This is a genomic window from Pseudomonas sp. WAC2 (assembly GCF_030403525.1).
Lineage (GTDB): Bacteria > Pseudomonadota > Gammaproteobacteria > Pseudomonadales > Pseudomonadaceae > Chryseomonas > Chryseomonas luteola.
In genome coordinates this window covers 43127-58724 of record NZ_JAUEPD010000005.1, presented here as the reverse complement: position 1 = coordinate 58724, position 15598 = coordinate 43127, and the positions used below count along the sequence as shown (strand labels likewise).

Here is a 15598-nt window from a genome sequence, read left to right as displayed (position 1 = left end):
GATTGGTCGAGTTCAACTGCCTTGATAGGTCAGGTTGCTGTATAGCCTAGCCGTAGCGCTTGAAGGCCTCGATGGCAAGACCGCTACCAATGCTGCCGAACTGATCGCCTTCTGCCTTGCGCGCCTGGGGCAGCAATTGGTCAATGCTGTGGCGCAGCGCCGGAATACCGCTTGAGCCGCCGGTATAAAAGACCGTATTGATCTGCTCATGGGAAACGCCTGCCGAGGCCAGTAGTTGGTTGACGCTTGACTGAATACGCGCCAGTAGCTGAGCGATCGACTCCTCGAACAATGGGCGGGTCAGTTCAGCAGACAAGTCCTTCTCGATATGCGACAGGTCCAGGTTCAACCGATCGGCATGGGTCAGTTCTATCTTGCTGTTTTCTACCTGAATCGCGAGCCAATGCCCGGCGCGCTGCTCGATCAGCTTGAACAGGCGATCCATCCCGGCCGTGTCCTGAGCGTCGTAGCGCATGTCCTTGAGGGCAAGCTGTGCCTTCTGACTGTATACGGTATTGATAGTGTGCCAGGTCGCCAGGTTGATAAAGTGGCTGGTGGGCATCAGTGCCTGGCTTTTCATCAGGCTGCCATAGCCGAAAAGCGGCATGACGCCCTGCAGGCTAAGCTGCTTGTCAAAGTCGGTACCACCAATGTGTACCCCGCCGGTGGCGAGAATATCCGATTGGCGATCCGCCAGCTGCCGGCGCTCGGGTGACAGACGTACCAGGGAAAAGTCGGACGTACCGCCGCCAATGTCGACGATCAGCACCAGCTCTTCCTGATTCAGTGTTCGCTCGTAGTCGAATGCTGCCGCGATAGGCTCGAATTGAAAGGAAATGTCCTTGAAGCCTAGCTTTTGCGCTACGGCAACCAATGTGTCCTGGGCTTCGCGGTCGGCGGTTTCATCATCATCCACAAAGTAGACAGGGCGGCCCAACACGACACTGTCGAATTCGCGTCCGGCCGTGGCTTCGGCGCGGCTTTTCAGCGTTCCGAGAAACAGGCCAAGCAGGTCCTTGAAAGGCAGGGCACTGCCTAGAATGCTGGTTTCGCTTTTGAGCAGCTTGGAGCCGAGCAGGCTCTTGAGCGAGCGCATGAGGCGGCCTTCATAGCCTTCCAGGTATTCATGAAGCGCCAGACGGCCGTAGACGGGACGGCGCTCTTCCACATTGAAGAAAATGACCGAGGGAAGCGTCACCTTGCCGTCTTCTAAAGGTATGAGGATATCCGAGTCGGGCCGCAGCCAGCCGACGGTGGAGTTCGACGTGCCAAAGTCGATACCGCAGGCACGTGCGGGTAAAGCGATAGTCATGGTGCTGGTCCATCCAGAAGCAGCCGCACAGTTTATCGTGACTTGCCGGACCTGTCCGCTCGGTCAGGCAAAAGGCTCGGTTAGCATGCTGCACGATGTTACGTTGTCATCTTCTGTTTGGGAGTAGCCATGCCGTTTCATCTACAAATGTTGCTTCCCGGACTTTTGCTGGCGCTGGGCTATGGGCTGGGCGATATTGACGAAGCGGGGTTGTTGACCGGAGCACTTTATGTCGGCTGGGTGCTGAGCGAGGAGCGGTTGCCGTCCTGGCTATGGTGGTTTGGAGCATTGGCGTCCAGTGTTGCGCTCGCCATTCATGTCGCGCCGGGATTCTCTCCTCATGTGCTCGGCGGGCCGCTGCAATACAGCCCGGACGCCGGGCCAGTGTGGCTAAGGTTAAGCTGGGATAAGGCACTGGTGGGAGTGACGCTACTGGCCTGGTGGCTTGGCAAAGCGGTTCCGTACGATACGCGGCGTATGCTGCAGGTCAGGCCATGCGTGCTGATTGCTGTCGGTACCCTTGCCGTAGTGCCTGCCCTAGCGTTAGGAATGGGATTAGTGGCCTTCCAGCCCAAATGGCCAGCACTGTTCTGGACCTGGTTTTCTCTTAATCTGGGCGTTGCGGTACTGGCGGAGGAGCTGCTGTTTCGAGCCCTGCTGCAGCGCGGGTTGATTGATCGGTTTGGGTTCTGGGCAGGTCTGTTGGTAACGGCAGTCTTGTTTGGCGTGGCGTACTGGCCATTCAGTGCCGGTTTTGCCTTGGTCGCTGCCGTGGCGGCTCTGGGGTACGGCGCGATATTCGAGCGGAGTGGACGGCGACTGAGTATGGCCGTGGCCTTGCATTTGGCTGTCAATGTGCTGCATGTTTTGCTGCTCAGCTATCCGCTGCGATTGTCCTAGCTTGCATCGGTAGGCATGTTCATGGCGTCTGAATCCTCAGTCCGGCGTCCCGATGGTTAAGGCAAGGAGTAGACGTACATGGTGGTTGTCCTCGCAATCATGCCCGTATTCGGACTGATTGTGCTGGGTTATGTATTAGGGTGGCGGCAGTGGTTGACGCCAGAGTCTATGGGTGGGCTGACCCAACTGGCGTTCAAGGTGTTCATGCCGGCTGTGCTGTTCACGGGAATTGCCAAGGCAGACTTGCGCCATGGTTTGTCACCTTTACTGCTGCTCGGATATTTCGGCCCGGTCCTGCTGGTGTTTCTACTGGTCAATCTCTTTGTGCATTGGCGCCGGCGTGAGCCTACGGCGTTCGGGTTGACGGCCAGTTATTCGAACAATGTCCTGATCGGTATTCCTCTGGTCGTCAATTTGATGGGGGAGGAAAATCTCGTCTATGTGTTCGCCATTCTGGCGCTGCATAGCCTGACGTTGTTTGCCATGCAGAGCTTTTATACGGCCTTTGGCGGCACGGAAAAGGTTAGCATCCCAGAGCTGCTGATGAGTCTGGCAAACCCGTTGATCGTCGGGCTTTTGCTGGGAGCTGCCGTGAATGTATCAGGGCTAACTTTGCCGGGCCCGATATGGCAAATCGCGACCTGGCTGGCACAAGCCGGTCTGCCTTGCGCCTTGATTGTGCTGGGCGTGAACCTTTCACGCTACCGGCTAAGGCCGAGCCTTTCCGTTGTCGGGTTGACGGCAATAAAGCTGCTGGTCTTTCCCTTCGTGGTCTGGACGGTATGCCTGTGGCTGCCGGGCTTGAGCGGTGCAGCACGAAGTGTGCTGATGCTGATGGCCGCCTGCCCGAGCGGGGTAAACGTGTTGGCATTTGCCCGGACGCCTGAGGAAAACCGTGTCGTCAGCTCAACGGTGTTTCTTTCAACCGTTCTGGCTGTCGTAACCGTGCCGTTGTGGATGGCACTGGTCGGACTAAATCGGTGACTGGCCGTCCGGTAAAAATCGGACGGCCAGAGCGTGGGATCAGCTGGGCAGGATACGGCAGGTCAGACTCTTGATGTAGCGGGTCTCGGGGATGGCAAGGTGGACCGGATGATCAGGGCCCTGGGCACCACGCTCGATCAGCTGGATATGACGATCCAGGTGACGTGCACTGCTGAGCAGGATTTCCTGCAGGTTCTCTTCAACAAGATGCATCGAGCAGGAGGCGCTGACCAGAATGCCGTCCTTGTTCAAGAGGCGCATGGCCTGCTCGTTGAGACGACGATAGGCGGCCTCGCCGTTTTTCACGTCCTTCTTGCGCTTGATGAAGGCGGGCGGGTCGGCCACGATCACGTCGAAGCGCTCGTCAGCAGCCTTCAGCTCCTTCAGGGCCTCGAACACGTCGCCTTCTACACAGGCCATCTTTTCGGCAACGCCGTTCAAGGCCGCATTGCGCTCTACACCATCCAGGGCAAAGCCGGAGGCATCCACGCACATCACTTCGCTGGCACCGAATACAGCGGCCTGCACGCCCCAGCCACCAATGTAGCTGAACAGGTCCAGAACGCGCTTGCCTTGTACATAAGGTGCCAGGCGGGCACGGTTCATGCGATGGTCATAGAACCAGCCGGTCTTCTGGCCCTCAACGATAGGCGCTTCGAATTTCACGCCGTTTTCTTCCAGGGCAGCCCATTCCGGTACGTCACCGTAGGCGGACTCAACATAGCGGGGCAGGCCCTCGGCTTCTCGAGCACTGGAGTCGTTTTTCCACAATACGGCCGCCGGCTTGAGTACCTGAAGCAATGCAGCCAGCACATCATCCTTGTGACGCTCCATGGTGGCCGATGCCAGTTGAGCCACGATAACATCGCCAAAGCGATCCACCACCAGGCCAGGCAGCAGGTCCGAGTCGCCGTAGACGAGGCGATAGAACGGTTTATCGAACAGGCGCTCACGCAGGCTCAGGGCGACTTTCAGGCGATGGACAAGCAGGGATTTGTCCAGTAGATGCTTGGTATCGCGGGAGATCAGACGGGCGCAGATCAGGTTGTGTGGGGACAGGGCAACGATACCGATCGGCTTGCCACCAGCGGCTTCGAGAACGGCTTGTTCGCCGGCCTGGAAAGCGGTCAGCGGAGTGGCTGCCACGTCAATTTCGTTACTGTAGACCCAAAGGTGCCCGGCGCGCAGACGGCGCTCGGCATTGGCTTTCAGTCGCAGGCTGGGCAAGGACATTTGAGGGACTCCAAGAAAAAGGGGCGAAGTATACCTGCCCTGGCGGCACGGCGCCTTCGCGCTTGAAGATCAGTCTCAAAGATAGAGAGAAACACGACGTACGGGTGAAAAATGGCCCGGCTGATACCGTGCGGGCCATGGATTAGGCAGGCTGGGGATCAGGCGGCGATCATGTTGATCAGCTCGCGATTGAACGCGGGAATGTCATCAGGCTTGCGGCTGCTGACCAGTTTTCCGTCCACGACGACTTCCTTATCCACCCACTGGGCACCGGCATTTTTCAGGTCATCGGTCAGCGAAGGCCAGCTAGTCATGGTCTTGCCATCCACCAGACCGGCGGAAATCAGCAGCCAGGCACCATGGCAGATCACGGCGATCGGCTTGCCGCTGCTGCTGGCCTCTTTGACCAAAGTCTGCGCACGCTCATCGGTGCGAGTGGTGTCTGAGTTGACAACGCCGCCTGGTAAAACCACTGCGTCATAGTCGCCGATGTTGGCAGCATCGAACGTCAGGTCGACATTGAATGTGTCCGCCGGGTCGGTGTGGTTCCAACCCTGGACGGTACCAGACTTGGCAGAAATGATATGAGTCTTGGCGCCCACCTTCTCGAGGGCCTCCTTGGGGCCGGTCAGCTCGGCTTGCTCGAAACCGTCAGTTACCAGGATTGCTACTTTTTTGCCTTCTAGCGATGCCATCATGAAACCTCCGTAAGCTATGTGATCTAGGATTAAGTGGAGATGCGTTTCCACGGCTTCTGTATGAGTCGAACCCGGGAAAGCAGGCAAGTTCCTCCAGTGATCAGTGGTTGCTGAGCGTAGGGTGGGCTAAAATGTGAGGTCATTCACAGGTATCTGATCCATGTCGCTAGAGCTTCAACCCGAGCAGATTCGCCAGGCTCTTCAGGGAATCACCATCCCGCCTCAACCGCAGGTCATGGTTGATCTACAACTTGAGCAGCTTGCCCCGGACCCCAGCCTCAAGGTGATTGCGCAGCTGATCAGCCAGGACCCCGGCTTGGCAGGCGCGCTGCTCAAGCTCGTCAATGCACCCTGTTTCGGGCTGGCCAACCGGATTACGTCTATCCAGCGGGCCGTCAACCTCCTGGGGATCAATTCCGTCGTCAATCTCATCAATGCGCAGTCCATCAAGAGCGAGATGAGTGATGAGACGATCGTGACGCTAAACCGCTTCTGGGACACCGCCCAGGATGTGGCGGAAACCTGCCTGACACTGGCCAAGCGGACAGGCTATCAGGCTCCGGATGAGGCATACGCTCTTGGGCTCTTTCACAACTGCGGCATACCGCTGATGCTAGGGCGCTTTCCTCATTATATGGAAGTGCTGGAGGAGGCTTATGGACGGGTTGGGCCTGAAAGGCGTGTCGTGGATACGGAAAACCATTACTTCAACACCAACCATGCGGTCGTCGGTTATTACACGGCCCGCTCATGGCGTTTGCCAGCCCATGTCGCTGAGGCCATTTCCAATCATCACAATGCGCACCGGATTTTTGTCGACGGTGACGCCAGCAGTGTGCCGATGAAAAACCTGTTGGCCATTCTGAAAATGGCCGAGCATATCTGTGGCTGTTATCGCGTGCTGGGCAATCAGGCTCAGGACGCCGAGTGGAATCTGGTCAGTAATCAGGTTTTGGATTACATCGGTCTTTCCGAGTATGACTTCGATATGCTCAAGAACAACATCCTTGAAATGGGGCTTGGGCACATCCATTTTTAAGAGCATATTGTTTTCTCTGTCGAGGGCTGAATGCCTGAATTACCTGAAGTCGAAACGACCCGGCGTGGAATAGCGCCGCACCTGGTAGGGCAGCGTGTGTCCCGTGTCATCATTCGTGATGCCCGGCTGCGCTGGCCCATTCCGGAAGACCTGGATGTTCGCCTGTCCGGCCAGAGGATCGAGGCGGTCGAGCGGCGCGCCAAGTACCTGTTGATTCGTGCCGAGGCGGGTACGCTGATTGCTCATTTGGGCATGTCCGGCAGCCTGCGAATGGTGCCGGTCGGGACGCCGCCGGTTAAGCACGAGCATGTGGATATCGAACTCGAGTCAGGATTGTCGCTGCGCTATACCGACCCTCGCCGCTTCGGCGCCATGCTGTGGTCCCATGAGCCTCTGGAGCATGTGCTGCTCAAGTCGCTGGGGCCGGAGCCTCTGACCGAGGCGTTTGACGGGCGGCGACTCTACGAAATGTCGCGTGGTCGCTCCATGGCGGTAAAGCCCTTCATCATGGATAACGCCGTTGTGGTGGGCGTTGGCAATATTTATGCGACGGAGGCCCTGTTTGCGGCCGGTATCGATCCGCGTCGGGCGGCGGGCAGCATTTCCCGTGCGCGCTACGACCGGTTAGCCCAAGAGATCAAGCGCATCCTGGCCCTGGCTATCGAGTCCGGGGGTACGACCCTTCGGGATTTTGTGGGTGGCGACGGCAAGCCGGGCTATTTCAAGCAGGAGCTGTTTGTCTATGGCCGGGCAGGTGAGTTCTGCAAGAACTGCGGCTCAGGGCTACGTGAGGTACGTTTGGGGCAACGCGCCAGTGTCTATTGCGGCAAATGCCAGCGATAAATGAACGTGCGTGAGCTATTTCTCTTTTTGTAAGTCAGCCGGTTAACGTACGGGCTGCACAGGGCGGAATCCTGATCTAGGCTGTGGTCGCTTGCCAAACAGCAGAACTGACCCACAAAATCAAGGATAAGCCATGTCAGTCCGTCGTCTCGCTCTTGCCTCCCTGTGCGCTGCAATTTCCTGCGCCAGCGCCGCCCATGCCGCTCCCAACCCGTACAGTCATCTGGTCGTCTTTGGCGATAGCCTGAGCGACTCGGGACAGTTTCCCGACCTGAATGGCCCATTAGGCTCCTCGCTGCGCTTTACCAATCGGGTAGGGCCCACATACCAACCGGGGAGTGGTGAGCCGGTCGGGCCTACCAGCGTCATGCTGCTGGGCGGCCGGCTAGGCTTTTCCAGCCAGGAGCTTGGGCCTTCCACATCGCTCATCAATTCCGTGTTGGGACTTTCCGACGGCAACAACTGGGCGGTAGGCGGTTATCGAACCGACCAGATCCTTGCGTCGATTACCGAGGAGAATGGCTCTGTTGTGGCCACCAATGGTCTGACGCTTCGCCGCCGGGATGGCTATCTGGTCGATCTGGCGGATCAGGGCCAACGCCTTGATTCCAACGCATTGTATTACCTGACGGGAGGGGGAAATGACTTCCTGCAGGGTGTGGTCACATCGCCTGCGACAGCCCAGACAGCGGCCAATCAACTGGCTGCCAGTGCCAGCGCATTGCAGCAGGCCGGTGCCCGCTACATCATGGTCTGGCTGCTGCCTGATATCGGCCTTACGCCTGCCTTGAGCGGAACCCCACAGCAAGCGGCTGCGTCCCAGCTCAGTGCTGTGTTCAACAATCAGCTGGTGTCACAGCTTTCCACCATTGATGCGCAAATCATTCCATTGAATGTGCCACGACTTCTGAGTGAAGTGTTGGCCGATCCTGCCCGTTACGGCCTGGCGGCCGACCAGAACCTGACGGCTACCTGTTTCGATGACTGCACGCAGCAGAACGCTGTTTACGGCCTCGACAGCGCCAACTCTGATCCGACCCGGTTGCTCTACAACGACCGTGTGCACCCTACGATTACTGGTCAGCGCCTGATCGCCGACTATGCCTATTCAATTCTGGCGGCCCCCTGGGAGCTGACCTTGCTGCCGGAAATGGCCTATGGTTCGCTGACTGCCCATCAGGGACAGCTGTATTCGCAATGGCTGAGTGACCGCAATCACTGGCAGCCAGTAGGCACATGGAATTCCTTCGTATCGCCGGGCGGGTTGCGTCAGAACTTTGATGGACAGTCCAGCAGCGTGAGCGGTGATGGTGACGGCTACAGCCTGGACTTGGGAGGCAGTTTCCGCCTGAATGACTATTGGCGTGTGGGCGTGGCCGCCGGGTTTTACAAGCAGGATCTGAACGTGGGTGCTGCTGATTCTCGCTATGACCTGCGCAGTTATTTCGCTACCGCCTTCGCGCAATATCAGCAGAATCACTGGTGGGCCGACCTGGCCTTGACCGGGGGACACCTGGATTACCATGATCTCAAGCGTACCTTCGCCCTGGGGCCGACTGAGCGTAGCGAAAAAGGCGATACCAACGGTCATCTGTGGGCGGCAAGCGGGCGGCTGGGCTTTGATCTGGCCCAGCCACAAAGCGCCTGGCACCTGTCGCCGTACATCAGTGCCGACTACGCGCGAATTACCGTGGACAGTTATTCGGAAAACAGTGATCGAGCAACGGCGCTGAATATCGACGAGCAAAAGCGCCGCTCGCGGCGCCTGGGCGCTGGTCTGCAGGGGCAGTTCGAGCTGACCACCAGAACGCAGGTTTTCGCAGAAGTGGCTCGGGAAAAGGAGTTCGAGGACAGTACGCAGGACCTTACGATGTCTCAGGTTGACCTGCCAGGACTCAGCTATACGTTGCAGGGCTATACGCCATCGGATCGGTTGGACCGTGCTTCGCTAGGGGTTAGCCAGCAGCTGACCGACGATGTGGCAGTGCATGCGAGCTATTCCTATCGCAAGAGCCGGGAAGACGATGCTCAGCAGTCTGTAGGCCTCAGCGTGTCGTGGCAGTGGTAATAAAGAGGTCTGAAATGGGAGTCGACGCATAAAAAGTCGTCGATTCCTTGGACCTATTTGCCGTTTCGACCTACAAAGATAGGTATGCACCCTTAATCATGGGCCGGACGATGTGTCTCACCAATACCTTCCAGACACGCTTGCCGGTCAGCCTATCAGTGTTCGTTATGCCGAGGTTGTTACTAGATGACGAGAGCCCGTTTTATCTCGCCCAACGAAGTTGCTGCTCTGCGTTCCAACATTCTTTCCAAGCTGACCTATGACGTAGGCAAGGACCCCGAGCACGCCCTGGATCATGACTGGTTCATGGCGACTGCCCTGGCGACGCGTGACTATATCGTCGATCGCTGGATGAGTCGGACGCGTGAGGCTTACCGGGCCAACCAGAAGCGCGTCTATTACCTGTCCCTGGAGTTTCTCATTGGCCGCCTGCTGATCGACAGCCTGTCCAATCTGGGCATACTGGAGGAAACCCGTCGCGCACTGGCAGACCTGGGTGTCGACCTTGAGCGTATCCGCGGACTGGAGCCGGACGCTGCCTTGGGTAATGGTGGTCTGGGCCGTCTGGCGGCATGCTTCATGGAAAGCATGGCGACGCTGGGTATTCCTTCCCATGGGTACGGTATTCGCTACGAGCACGGCCTGTTCCGTCAGGTCATCGCTGATGGTTTCCAGCACGAGCAGCCGGAGAACTGGCTTGATTTCGGTAATCCGTGGGAATTCGAGCGTGCCGAGGTCGTGTACGAGATCGGGTTTGGCGGTCATGTCACGCCCTATGAAGGCAATTCCTTGCGTCAGGTCTGGACGCCGGGTGAGAAAGTTCGTGCGGTTGCCTATGACACGCCCATCATGGGGTGGGGTGGGGAAGGGGCCAATACGCTGCGCCTGTGGCGCTCCCGCCCTCTGGAAAACATCAAGCTGGACACCTTCAACGCAGGTGACCATGTCGGGGCCGTAGCCGATCAGGCCCGGGCTGAAAGCATCTCTCGAGTGCTGTATCCGGCCGACAGCACCGAGGCGGGACAGGAGCTGCGCCTGCGTCAGGAGTATTTCTTCGTGGCCGCCTCGCTGGCGGATCTTACCCGCCGCCATATTAAGCAGCACGGCGACATCATGAGCCTGCCCGAATACGCGGCCATCCAGCTCAATGATACTCACCCGGCCATTGCCGTGGCCGAGTTGATGCGCTTGCTGGTGGATGTGTACGGTCTGCCATGGGACGCTGCCTGGAGCACCACCGTCAACACGCTGTCCTATACCAACCACACCCTTCTGCCGGAAGCACTGGAAACCTGGTCGGTCTATCTGATGGAGCGCCTCCTGCCGCGCCACATGCAGATCATCTACATGATCAATGCCCAGTTCCTCGATTCGCTCCGTGCACGGGGCGAGACAGATGGCTCCATGCTGTCTTACGTGTCCCTGATCGATGAAAGCCACGGCCGCCGGGTACGTATGGGCAATCTGGCCTTTATCGGTTCGCACAAGGTCAACGGCGTGTCCGGATTGCATACCGAGTTGATGCGCAAGACCGTCTTCCGCTCCATGCACCGGCTCTTCCCGGATCGAATCAACAACAAGACTAACGGCATTACCTTCCGCCGCTGGCTCTATCAGGCTAACCCTGCGTTGACCGATCTTTTGGTGGATGTATTGGGCGAGGATGTCCAGCACGATCCTGAAAAAGCACTCCCCCGGCTCAAGCCCTATGCCAACGATGCCAATTTCCGAGAGCGTTTTGCCCACCAGCGGTTGCATAACAAGAACAGTTTTGCCGAACTGGTGAAAAAGACGCTGGACGTCTCCCTCAATACCGACGCCATCTTCGATGTGCAGATCAAGCGCATCCATGAATACAAGCGGCAGCTGATGAACCTGCTGCAGACCATAGCGCTGTATCAGGCCATCAAGGACAACCCCAACGGGCAATGGACGCCTCGTGTAAAGATTTTCGCGGGCAAGGCAGCTGCCAGCTATCACCAGGCCAAGCTCATCATCAAGCTGGCCAACGACGTGGCCAAGGTGGTTAATAATGACCCGTCCATTCGTGACCTGCTCAAGGTGGTGTTCCTGCCTAACTACAATGTGAGCCTGGCTGAAGTCATTATCCCGGCGGCCGACCTTTCCGAGCAGATTTCCACAGCGGGTCTCGAGGCTTCAGGCACCAGCAATATGAAATTTGGCCTGAACGGTGCACTTACCATTGGCACGCTCGATGGCGCCAACGTTGAAATGAGTGAGTTTGTCGGTCAGGAACATATGTTCATCTTTGGCCTAAAGGCGGCCGAGGTTGAAGAGCGCCAGCGCATGGGGGGCAACTCTTCGGACATCATCAACAGCTCGCCACGGCTGTCGGCCGTACTTTCAGCCATTCGCAGCGGGCAGTTCTCACCGGATGATCCCTCTCGCTATAACGGGCTGCTGGACGTGCTGACCTGGCACGACCGCTTTCTGGTCTGTGCTGATTTTGATGCCTACTGGGATGCTCAGGTGGCTGTCGAACAGCGTTGGAATCAGCCGGACGAGTGGTGGCGCTCAGCGGTACTCAACACGGCCAGCATGGGTTGGTTCTCCTCCGATCGAACCATTCGTGAATACGCCACGGATATCTGGCAAGTCTTGTAAGTCTCAATAGCCGGCACCTTCGCGTGCCGGCTTTTTTCTGCATTACGGAGATTTTCTGTGCCCCGCCACGTGACTCATCTCGAAACCGGAAACCCTGCTGAACTGGGCGCGACACTGGTCGGCGATGGCATCAACTTTGCTGTGTGGGCGCCAGAGGCCGAGCGGGTAGAGCTCTGCCTGTACGATGCCAGGGGCGAGCATGAAACCCATCGACTCGTCTTCCACGAAAAGACAGGCAGTGTCTGGCATGGGCATTTTTCAGGAGGTAAGGCGGGGCAGCGTTATGGGCTGCGGGCTTATGGTGCCTATCAGCCCTCTCAAGGACTTTACTTCAATCCTCACAAGCTACTGGTCGATCCTTATGCCAGGGCAGTAGATCGGCCGTTCGTGCTGCATCCCAGCGTCTATGGCTTCGATCCAGACCACCATGATCGCCCTGACCATCGCGACAGCGCGGCTCATGTTCCCAAGGCCATCGTTCAGGCACCGCTAACACCGCTTGAGCTGGAAGGCCCGCGTTACAGAGGTAGCCAAAGCCTTATCTATGAGCTGCATGTGCGTGGCATGACCATGCAGCATCCCAAAGTTCCTAAAACCATGCGTGGCAAACTGGCCGGGCTTCGGCAGCCTGCCGTGATCGAGTATCTGCAAACACTTGGGGTCACTACGCTGGAACTGCTCCCTATTGCGGCCTGGGCGGATGATCGTCATCTGCCCAAGCTTGGGCTTGGCAATTACTGGGGCTATAACCCCGTCACCATGATGGCTGTCGACCCCCGTCTGGCAGGACGTGACGCCATTATTGAGTTACGTGAAACCGTGGCAGCGCTGCATGCGGCAGGGTTCGAAGTCATCCTTGATGTGGTGTTCAACCACACCGGTGAAGGTGACGAGCTGGGTCCGACCTTTTGTATGCGAGGACTGGATAACCGAGGCTATTACCGGCTGCACCCAGACGATCCTTCGGTTTACATCAATGATGCAGGTTGCGGTAATTGCCTGGCGCTGCAACGCGAGCCAGGGCTGAGGCTGACGATGGACTCGCTGCGCTATTGGGTGCAGGCGGCAGGTGTAGACGGTTTCCGTTTCGATCTGGCGCCCGCACTTGGACGGCTTGAGACCGGCTTTAGCGTCGATGCACCATTGATGCTGGCTATTGCCCAGGACCCGGTTCTGCGGGAGGTCAAGCTGATCGCCGAGCCTTGGGATATTGGCCCGGGCGGCTATCAGGTCGGACAGTTCCGCAGCCCTTGGGCTGAATGGAATGATGATTTTCGCGACGATGTTCGCAAGTTCTGGCGGGGCGACGATGGCATGCGTGGCGCACTGGCGACCCGATTGTCAGGAAGCGCCGATCTGTATGACCGGCACGGCCGGAACATCGACGCCAGCATCAACTTTGTGACGGCTCATGATGGGTTCACGCTGGCAGACCTTGTGACTTATGCACGTAAGCATAATGAAGCCAATGGCGAAGAAAATCGCGACGGGACTCAGGATAATCACAGTTGGAACAACGGTGCCGAGGGCCCGACCGACGATCCCCACATTAATGAACAGCGTGCAGCTGATCAGCGTGCCCTGCTGGCAACGCTGCTGCTGGCAGGTGGCACGCCAATGTTGACGGCTGGCGACGAGTTCGGTCGCACTCAGCATGGCAACAACAATGCCTATGTTCAGGATAATCCGCTGTCATGGTTGGACTGGGCACTTGCCAGCAGCCCAACCGGCAAACGCCAGATCGATTTTGTCGCCCGGCTGGCTGCGCTGCGTCGTCAATACAAGGCGTTGCAAGCCGAGCACTTCATCGGGCGTCCCGCTCACGGTGACTGGGTTAGCGTGCAATGGCTCGATGCAGAAGGTGAACCCTTGGACGAGGCGGGTTGGAACAGGCCCGAATCTGCGCCATTGGCACTGGTGCTCTCGCCCATGAACGGTGCCGGGCACCTCAGGGCAGAGCGGTTATGGCTCTGTTTTCAGCCGCTTAACCATCCTCAGACGTGTCGGTTAGCGCTATCTCGTGACGGTCATCACTGGTCGCTCATTCTAGATAGCGCACGACCTGAACTGGAAGCCGGTCATGCAGTCTACTCCAGCGCCGAAAGCCTAGCGCTCGGCCGCGGTGTTAGCATAGCCGTGGAGTTGCTGCGTCCCTAGCGGCGTGCAGACCTTGTCTCTCGAACAATCAGAACGTTGAGTGAGGCTTGTAGGCCGCTTCGCTTGAGACGGAGCTTGAGCATCCGCGCTACACTGCGCGAACCTTTTCTACCGGAGCCTCACATGTCCCGTATTACGCTGAGCCGCTATCTGATCGAACAGACCCGTAGTCATAAAACCCCAGCCGATCTGCGTTTTCTGATCGAAGTCGTAGGCCGTGCCTGCAAGCGAATCAGCTATGAGGTATCCAAGGGTGCGCTAGGTGGCGTACTGGGCAGCATGGGCACTGAAAACGTTCAGGGCGAAGTTCAGAAGAAGCTGGACGTCCTGTCCAATGAAATCCTGCTTGAAGCCAACGAGTGGGGCGGCACCCTGGCTGGCATGGCGTCCGAAGAGATGGACCAGGTTCACCAGATCCCCGGTGAGTACCCCAAGGGTGCTTATCTGCTAATGTTCGATCCCCTGGACGGCTCCTCCAACATTGACGTGAACGTTTCGGTCGGCACCATCTTCTCCGTTCTGCGTAAGGATCATGGGGGCGCCACCTACGGTGATACTACTGAAGAAGCCTTCATGCAAAAGGGCACTGAGCAGGTCGCTGCAGGTTATGCCATCTATGGCCCCCAGACCATGTTCATTCTGACCCTGGGCGATGGCGTCAAAGGCTTTACCCTGGACCGTGAGTTGGGCAGCTTCGTATTGACACACGAAAACATCTCCATTCCGGAGACAACTGCCGAGTTCGCTATCAACATGTCCAACCAGCGTCACTGGGAGCCGCCGGTACAGCGTTACGTAAGCGAGCTGCTGGCTGGCAAGGAAGGTCCGCTGGAGAAGAACTACAACATGCGCTGGATCGCCTCCATGGTGGCCGATGTGCATCGTATTCTCACCCGTGGCGGTATCTTCATGTACCCACGTGATGCCCGTGAACCGGAAAAGCCCGGCAAGCTGCGTCTGATGTACGAAGCCAACCCGATGGCTATGCTGGTCGAGCAGGCAGGCGGTGCGGCCACCAATGGTTACCAGCGTATTCTGGAAGTGCAACCGGAAGGCCTGCATCAGCGTGTAGCCGTCTTCCTCGGCTCCAAAGAAGAAGTCGAGCGCGTTACCCGTTACCATCAGGACGCCTGATGACCGACTGGCCAATGGTCATTTACCGTTGGCCAGTTCTCTTCTCCCGCTAATGCAGGCTTCGTTCAGCCTGTATTAAGCCGCGATTCAGACGCTGTTAAGGGCTCTTTTTCTAATCTGACCCTGCTTGCTCATTCATGGCCAGCGAGGACAGCATTATGAATCTCTTTCAGAAAATGGCAGCGTTTGCAGTAATCAATACCGTGAGCTACACCGCCCTGGCAGCAGATCGCGATGCTTCTGTTGAAACCCCGGTCGGCTCTACGGGCGGTGGTGTGATGGATACCCGGGACTTACTGCAGACAGCCAAAGAATCCGATACCGGCGATGGGGTTTCCCAAGGTCCGCAGTGGAGTCAGCGCCTTGGGCGCTCCGGTCAGCGCTATACAATTGCAACCCAACGCTTCAACGGTAAGGCTATTGAGCCGCATAACCTCTCCGGGCATTACTCCGGTGTCTCGGCCACAAACCCGCTGGGTACTGTAACTTTCGAGGTTCCGTCCCTCGAGCAAAGCACATCGGCTCATCAGCCGACACCGTACTCATCTGGCAAAGGGACAATCTGACGGCGTAAACCTCTGCACGGGAGCGCAGTGCTCCCGGCA

General features: G+C 57.8%; 12 protein-coding genes. 9 read left to right on the top strand and 3 right to left on the bottom strand.

Translation table 11 applies throughout. The features are described from left to right. Window positions 1-46: 46 nt before the first annotated feature. A complete protein-coding gene (locus QWJ10_RS12065; RefSeq protein ID WP_197872772.1) occupies window positions 47-1312 on the bottom strand; it encodes an Hsp70 family protein in 1266 nt (421 codons plus the stop codon). A 129-nt stretch (window positions 1313-1441) separates the two neighbouring features. Between QWJ10_RS12065 and QWJ10_RS12060 the strand changes: the two genes are divergently transcribed. Together QWJ10_RS12060 and QWJ10_RS12055 are read left to right on the top strand one after the other, a co-directional pair. Beyond that, window positions 1442-2212: a CPBP family intramembrane glutamic endopeptidase gene (locus tag QWJ10_RS12060; protein ID WP_289926619.1), complete on the top strand. Its 771-nt coding sequence runs from the start codon at window positions 1442-1444 to the stop codon at window positions 2210-2212. A 78-nt stretch (window positions 2213-2290) separates the two neighbouring features. Next, complete coding sequence (locus tag QWJ10_RS12055; protein ID WP_019364903.1) at window positions 2291-3196, top strand: AEC family transporter; 906 nt, start codon at window positions 2291-2293, stop codon at window positions 3194-3196. A gap of 39 nt (window positions 3197-3235) precedes the next feature. Here the strand turns inward: QWJ10_RS12055 and QWJ10_RS12050 are convergent, their stop codons facing one another. Both QWJ10_RS12050 and QWJ10_RS12045 read right to left on the bottom strand, forming a co-directional pair. Next, complete coding sequence (locus tag QWJ10_RS12050) at window positions 3236-4429, bottom strand: class I SAM-dependent rRNA methyltransferase (protein WP_289926618.1); 1194 nt, start codon at window positions 4427-4429, stop codon at window positions 3236-3238. Between the two features lie 158 nt (window positions 4430-4587). Beyond that, window positions 4588-5127: a type 1 glutamine amidotransferase domain-containing protein gene (locus QWJ10_RS12045; RefSeq protein WP_289926617.1), complete on the bottom strand. Its 540-nt coding sequence runs from the start codon at window positions 5125-5127 to the stop codon at window positions 4588-4590. A 160-nt stretch (window positions 5128-5287) separates the two neighbouring features. Here QWJ10_RS12045 and QWJ10_RS12040 point away from each other — a divergent pair, with 160 nt between their 5' ends. From QWJ10_RS12040 to QWJ10_RS12010, 7 genes are all read left to right on the top strand, one after another. Continuing rightward, a complete protein-coding gene (locus QWJ10_RS12040; RefSeq protein ID WP_010795548.1) occupies window positions 5288-6166 on the top strand; it encodes an HDOD domain-containing protein in 879 nt (292 codons plus the stop codon). Window positions 6167-6196: 30 nt separating this feature from the next. Then, window positions 6197-7009: a bifunctional DNA-formamidopyrimidine glycosylase/DNA-(apurinic or apyrimidinic site) lyase gene (gene mutM / locus QWJ10_RS12035; RefSeq protein WP_289926616.1), complete on the top strand. Its 813-nt coding sequence runs from the start codon at window positions 6197-6199 to the stop codon at window positions 7007-7009. 133 nt (window positions 7010-7142) lie between these two features. Continuing rightward, complete coding sequence (estP, locus tag QWJ10_RS12030; protein ID WP_289926615.1) at window positions 7143-9077, top strand: esterase EstP; 1935 nt, start codon at window positions 7143-7145, stop codon at window positions 9075-9077. 186 nt (window positions 9078-9263) lie between these two features. Continuing rightward, window positions 9264-11702: a glycogen/starch/alpha-glucan phosphorylase gene (locus QWJ10_RS12025; RefSeq protein ID WP_289926613.1), complete on the top strand. Its 2439-nt coding sequence runs from the start codon at window positions 9264-9266 to the stop codon at window positions 11700-11702. Between the two features lie 57 nt (window positions 11703-11759). Further along, entirely contained in the window at window positions 11760-13859 is a 2100-nt protein-coding gene (gene glgX, locus QWJ10_RS12020; RefSeq protein ID WP_289926611.1) for a glycogen debranching protein GlgX, read from the top strand. 123 nt (window positions 13860-13982) lie between these two features. Further along, window positions 13983-14993: a class 1 fructose-bisphosphatase gene (locus QWJ10_RS12015; RefSeq protein ID WP_010795543.1), complete on the top strand. Its 1011-nt coding sequence runs from the start codon at window positions 13983-13985 to the stop codon at window positions 14991-14993. A 158-nt stretch (window positions 14994-15151) separates the two neighbouring features. Further along, entirely contained in the window at window positions 15152-15559 is a 408-nt protein-coding gene (locus QWJ10_RS12010; protein ID WP_157782868.1) for a hypothetical protein, read from the top strand. Window positions 15560-15598 lie beyond the last annotated feature (39 nt).

Coding starts and splice junctions, on each gene's coding strand:
- QWJ10_RS12065 (WP_197872772.1), bottom strand. CDS start 1,312: ATGACTATCGCTTTACCCGCACGTGCCTGCGGTATCGACTTTGGCACG.
- QWJ10_RS12060 (WP_289926619.1), top strand. CDS start 1,442: ATGCCGTTTCATCTACAAATGTTGCTTCCCGGACTTTTGCTGGCGCTG.
- QWJ10_RS12055 (WP_019364903.1), top strand. CDS start 2,291: ATGGTGGTTGTCCTCGCAATCATGCCCGTATTCGGACTGATTGTGCTG.
- QWJ10_RS12050 (WP_289926618.1), bottom strand. CDS start 4,429: ATGTCCTTGCCCAGCCTGCGACTGAAAGCCAATGCCGAGCGCCGTCTG.
- QWJ10_RS12045 (WP_289926617.1), bottom strand. CDS start 5,127: ATGATGGCATCGCTAGAAGGCAAAAAAGTAGCAATCCTGGTAACTGAC.
- QWJ10_RS12040 (WP_010795548.1), top strand. CDS start 5,288: ATGTCGCTAGAGCTTCAACCCGAGCAGATTCGCCAGGCTCTTCAGGGA.
- mutM (WP_289926616.1), top strand. CDS start 6,197: ATGCCTGAATTACCTGAAGTCGAAACGACCCGGCGTGGAATAGCGCCG.
- estP (WP_289926615.1), top strand. CDS start 7,143: ATGTCAGTCCGTCGTCTCGCTCTTGCCTCCCTGTGCGCTGCAATTTCC.
- QWJ10_RS12025 (WP_289926613.1), top strand. CDS start 9,264: ATGACGAGAGCCCGTTTTATCTCGCCCAACGAAGTTGCTGCTCTGCGT.
- QWJ10_RS12015 (WP_010795543.1), top strand. CDS start 13,983: ATGTCCCGTATTACGCTGAGCCGCTATCTGATCGAACAGACCCGTAGT.
- QWJ10_RS12010 (WP_157782868.1), top strand. CDS start 15,152: ATGAATCTCTTTCAGAAAATGGCAGCGTTTGCAGTAATCAATACCGTG.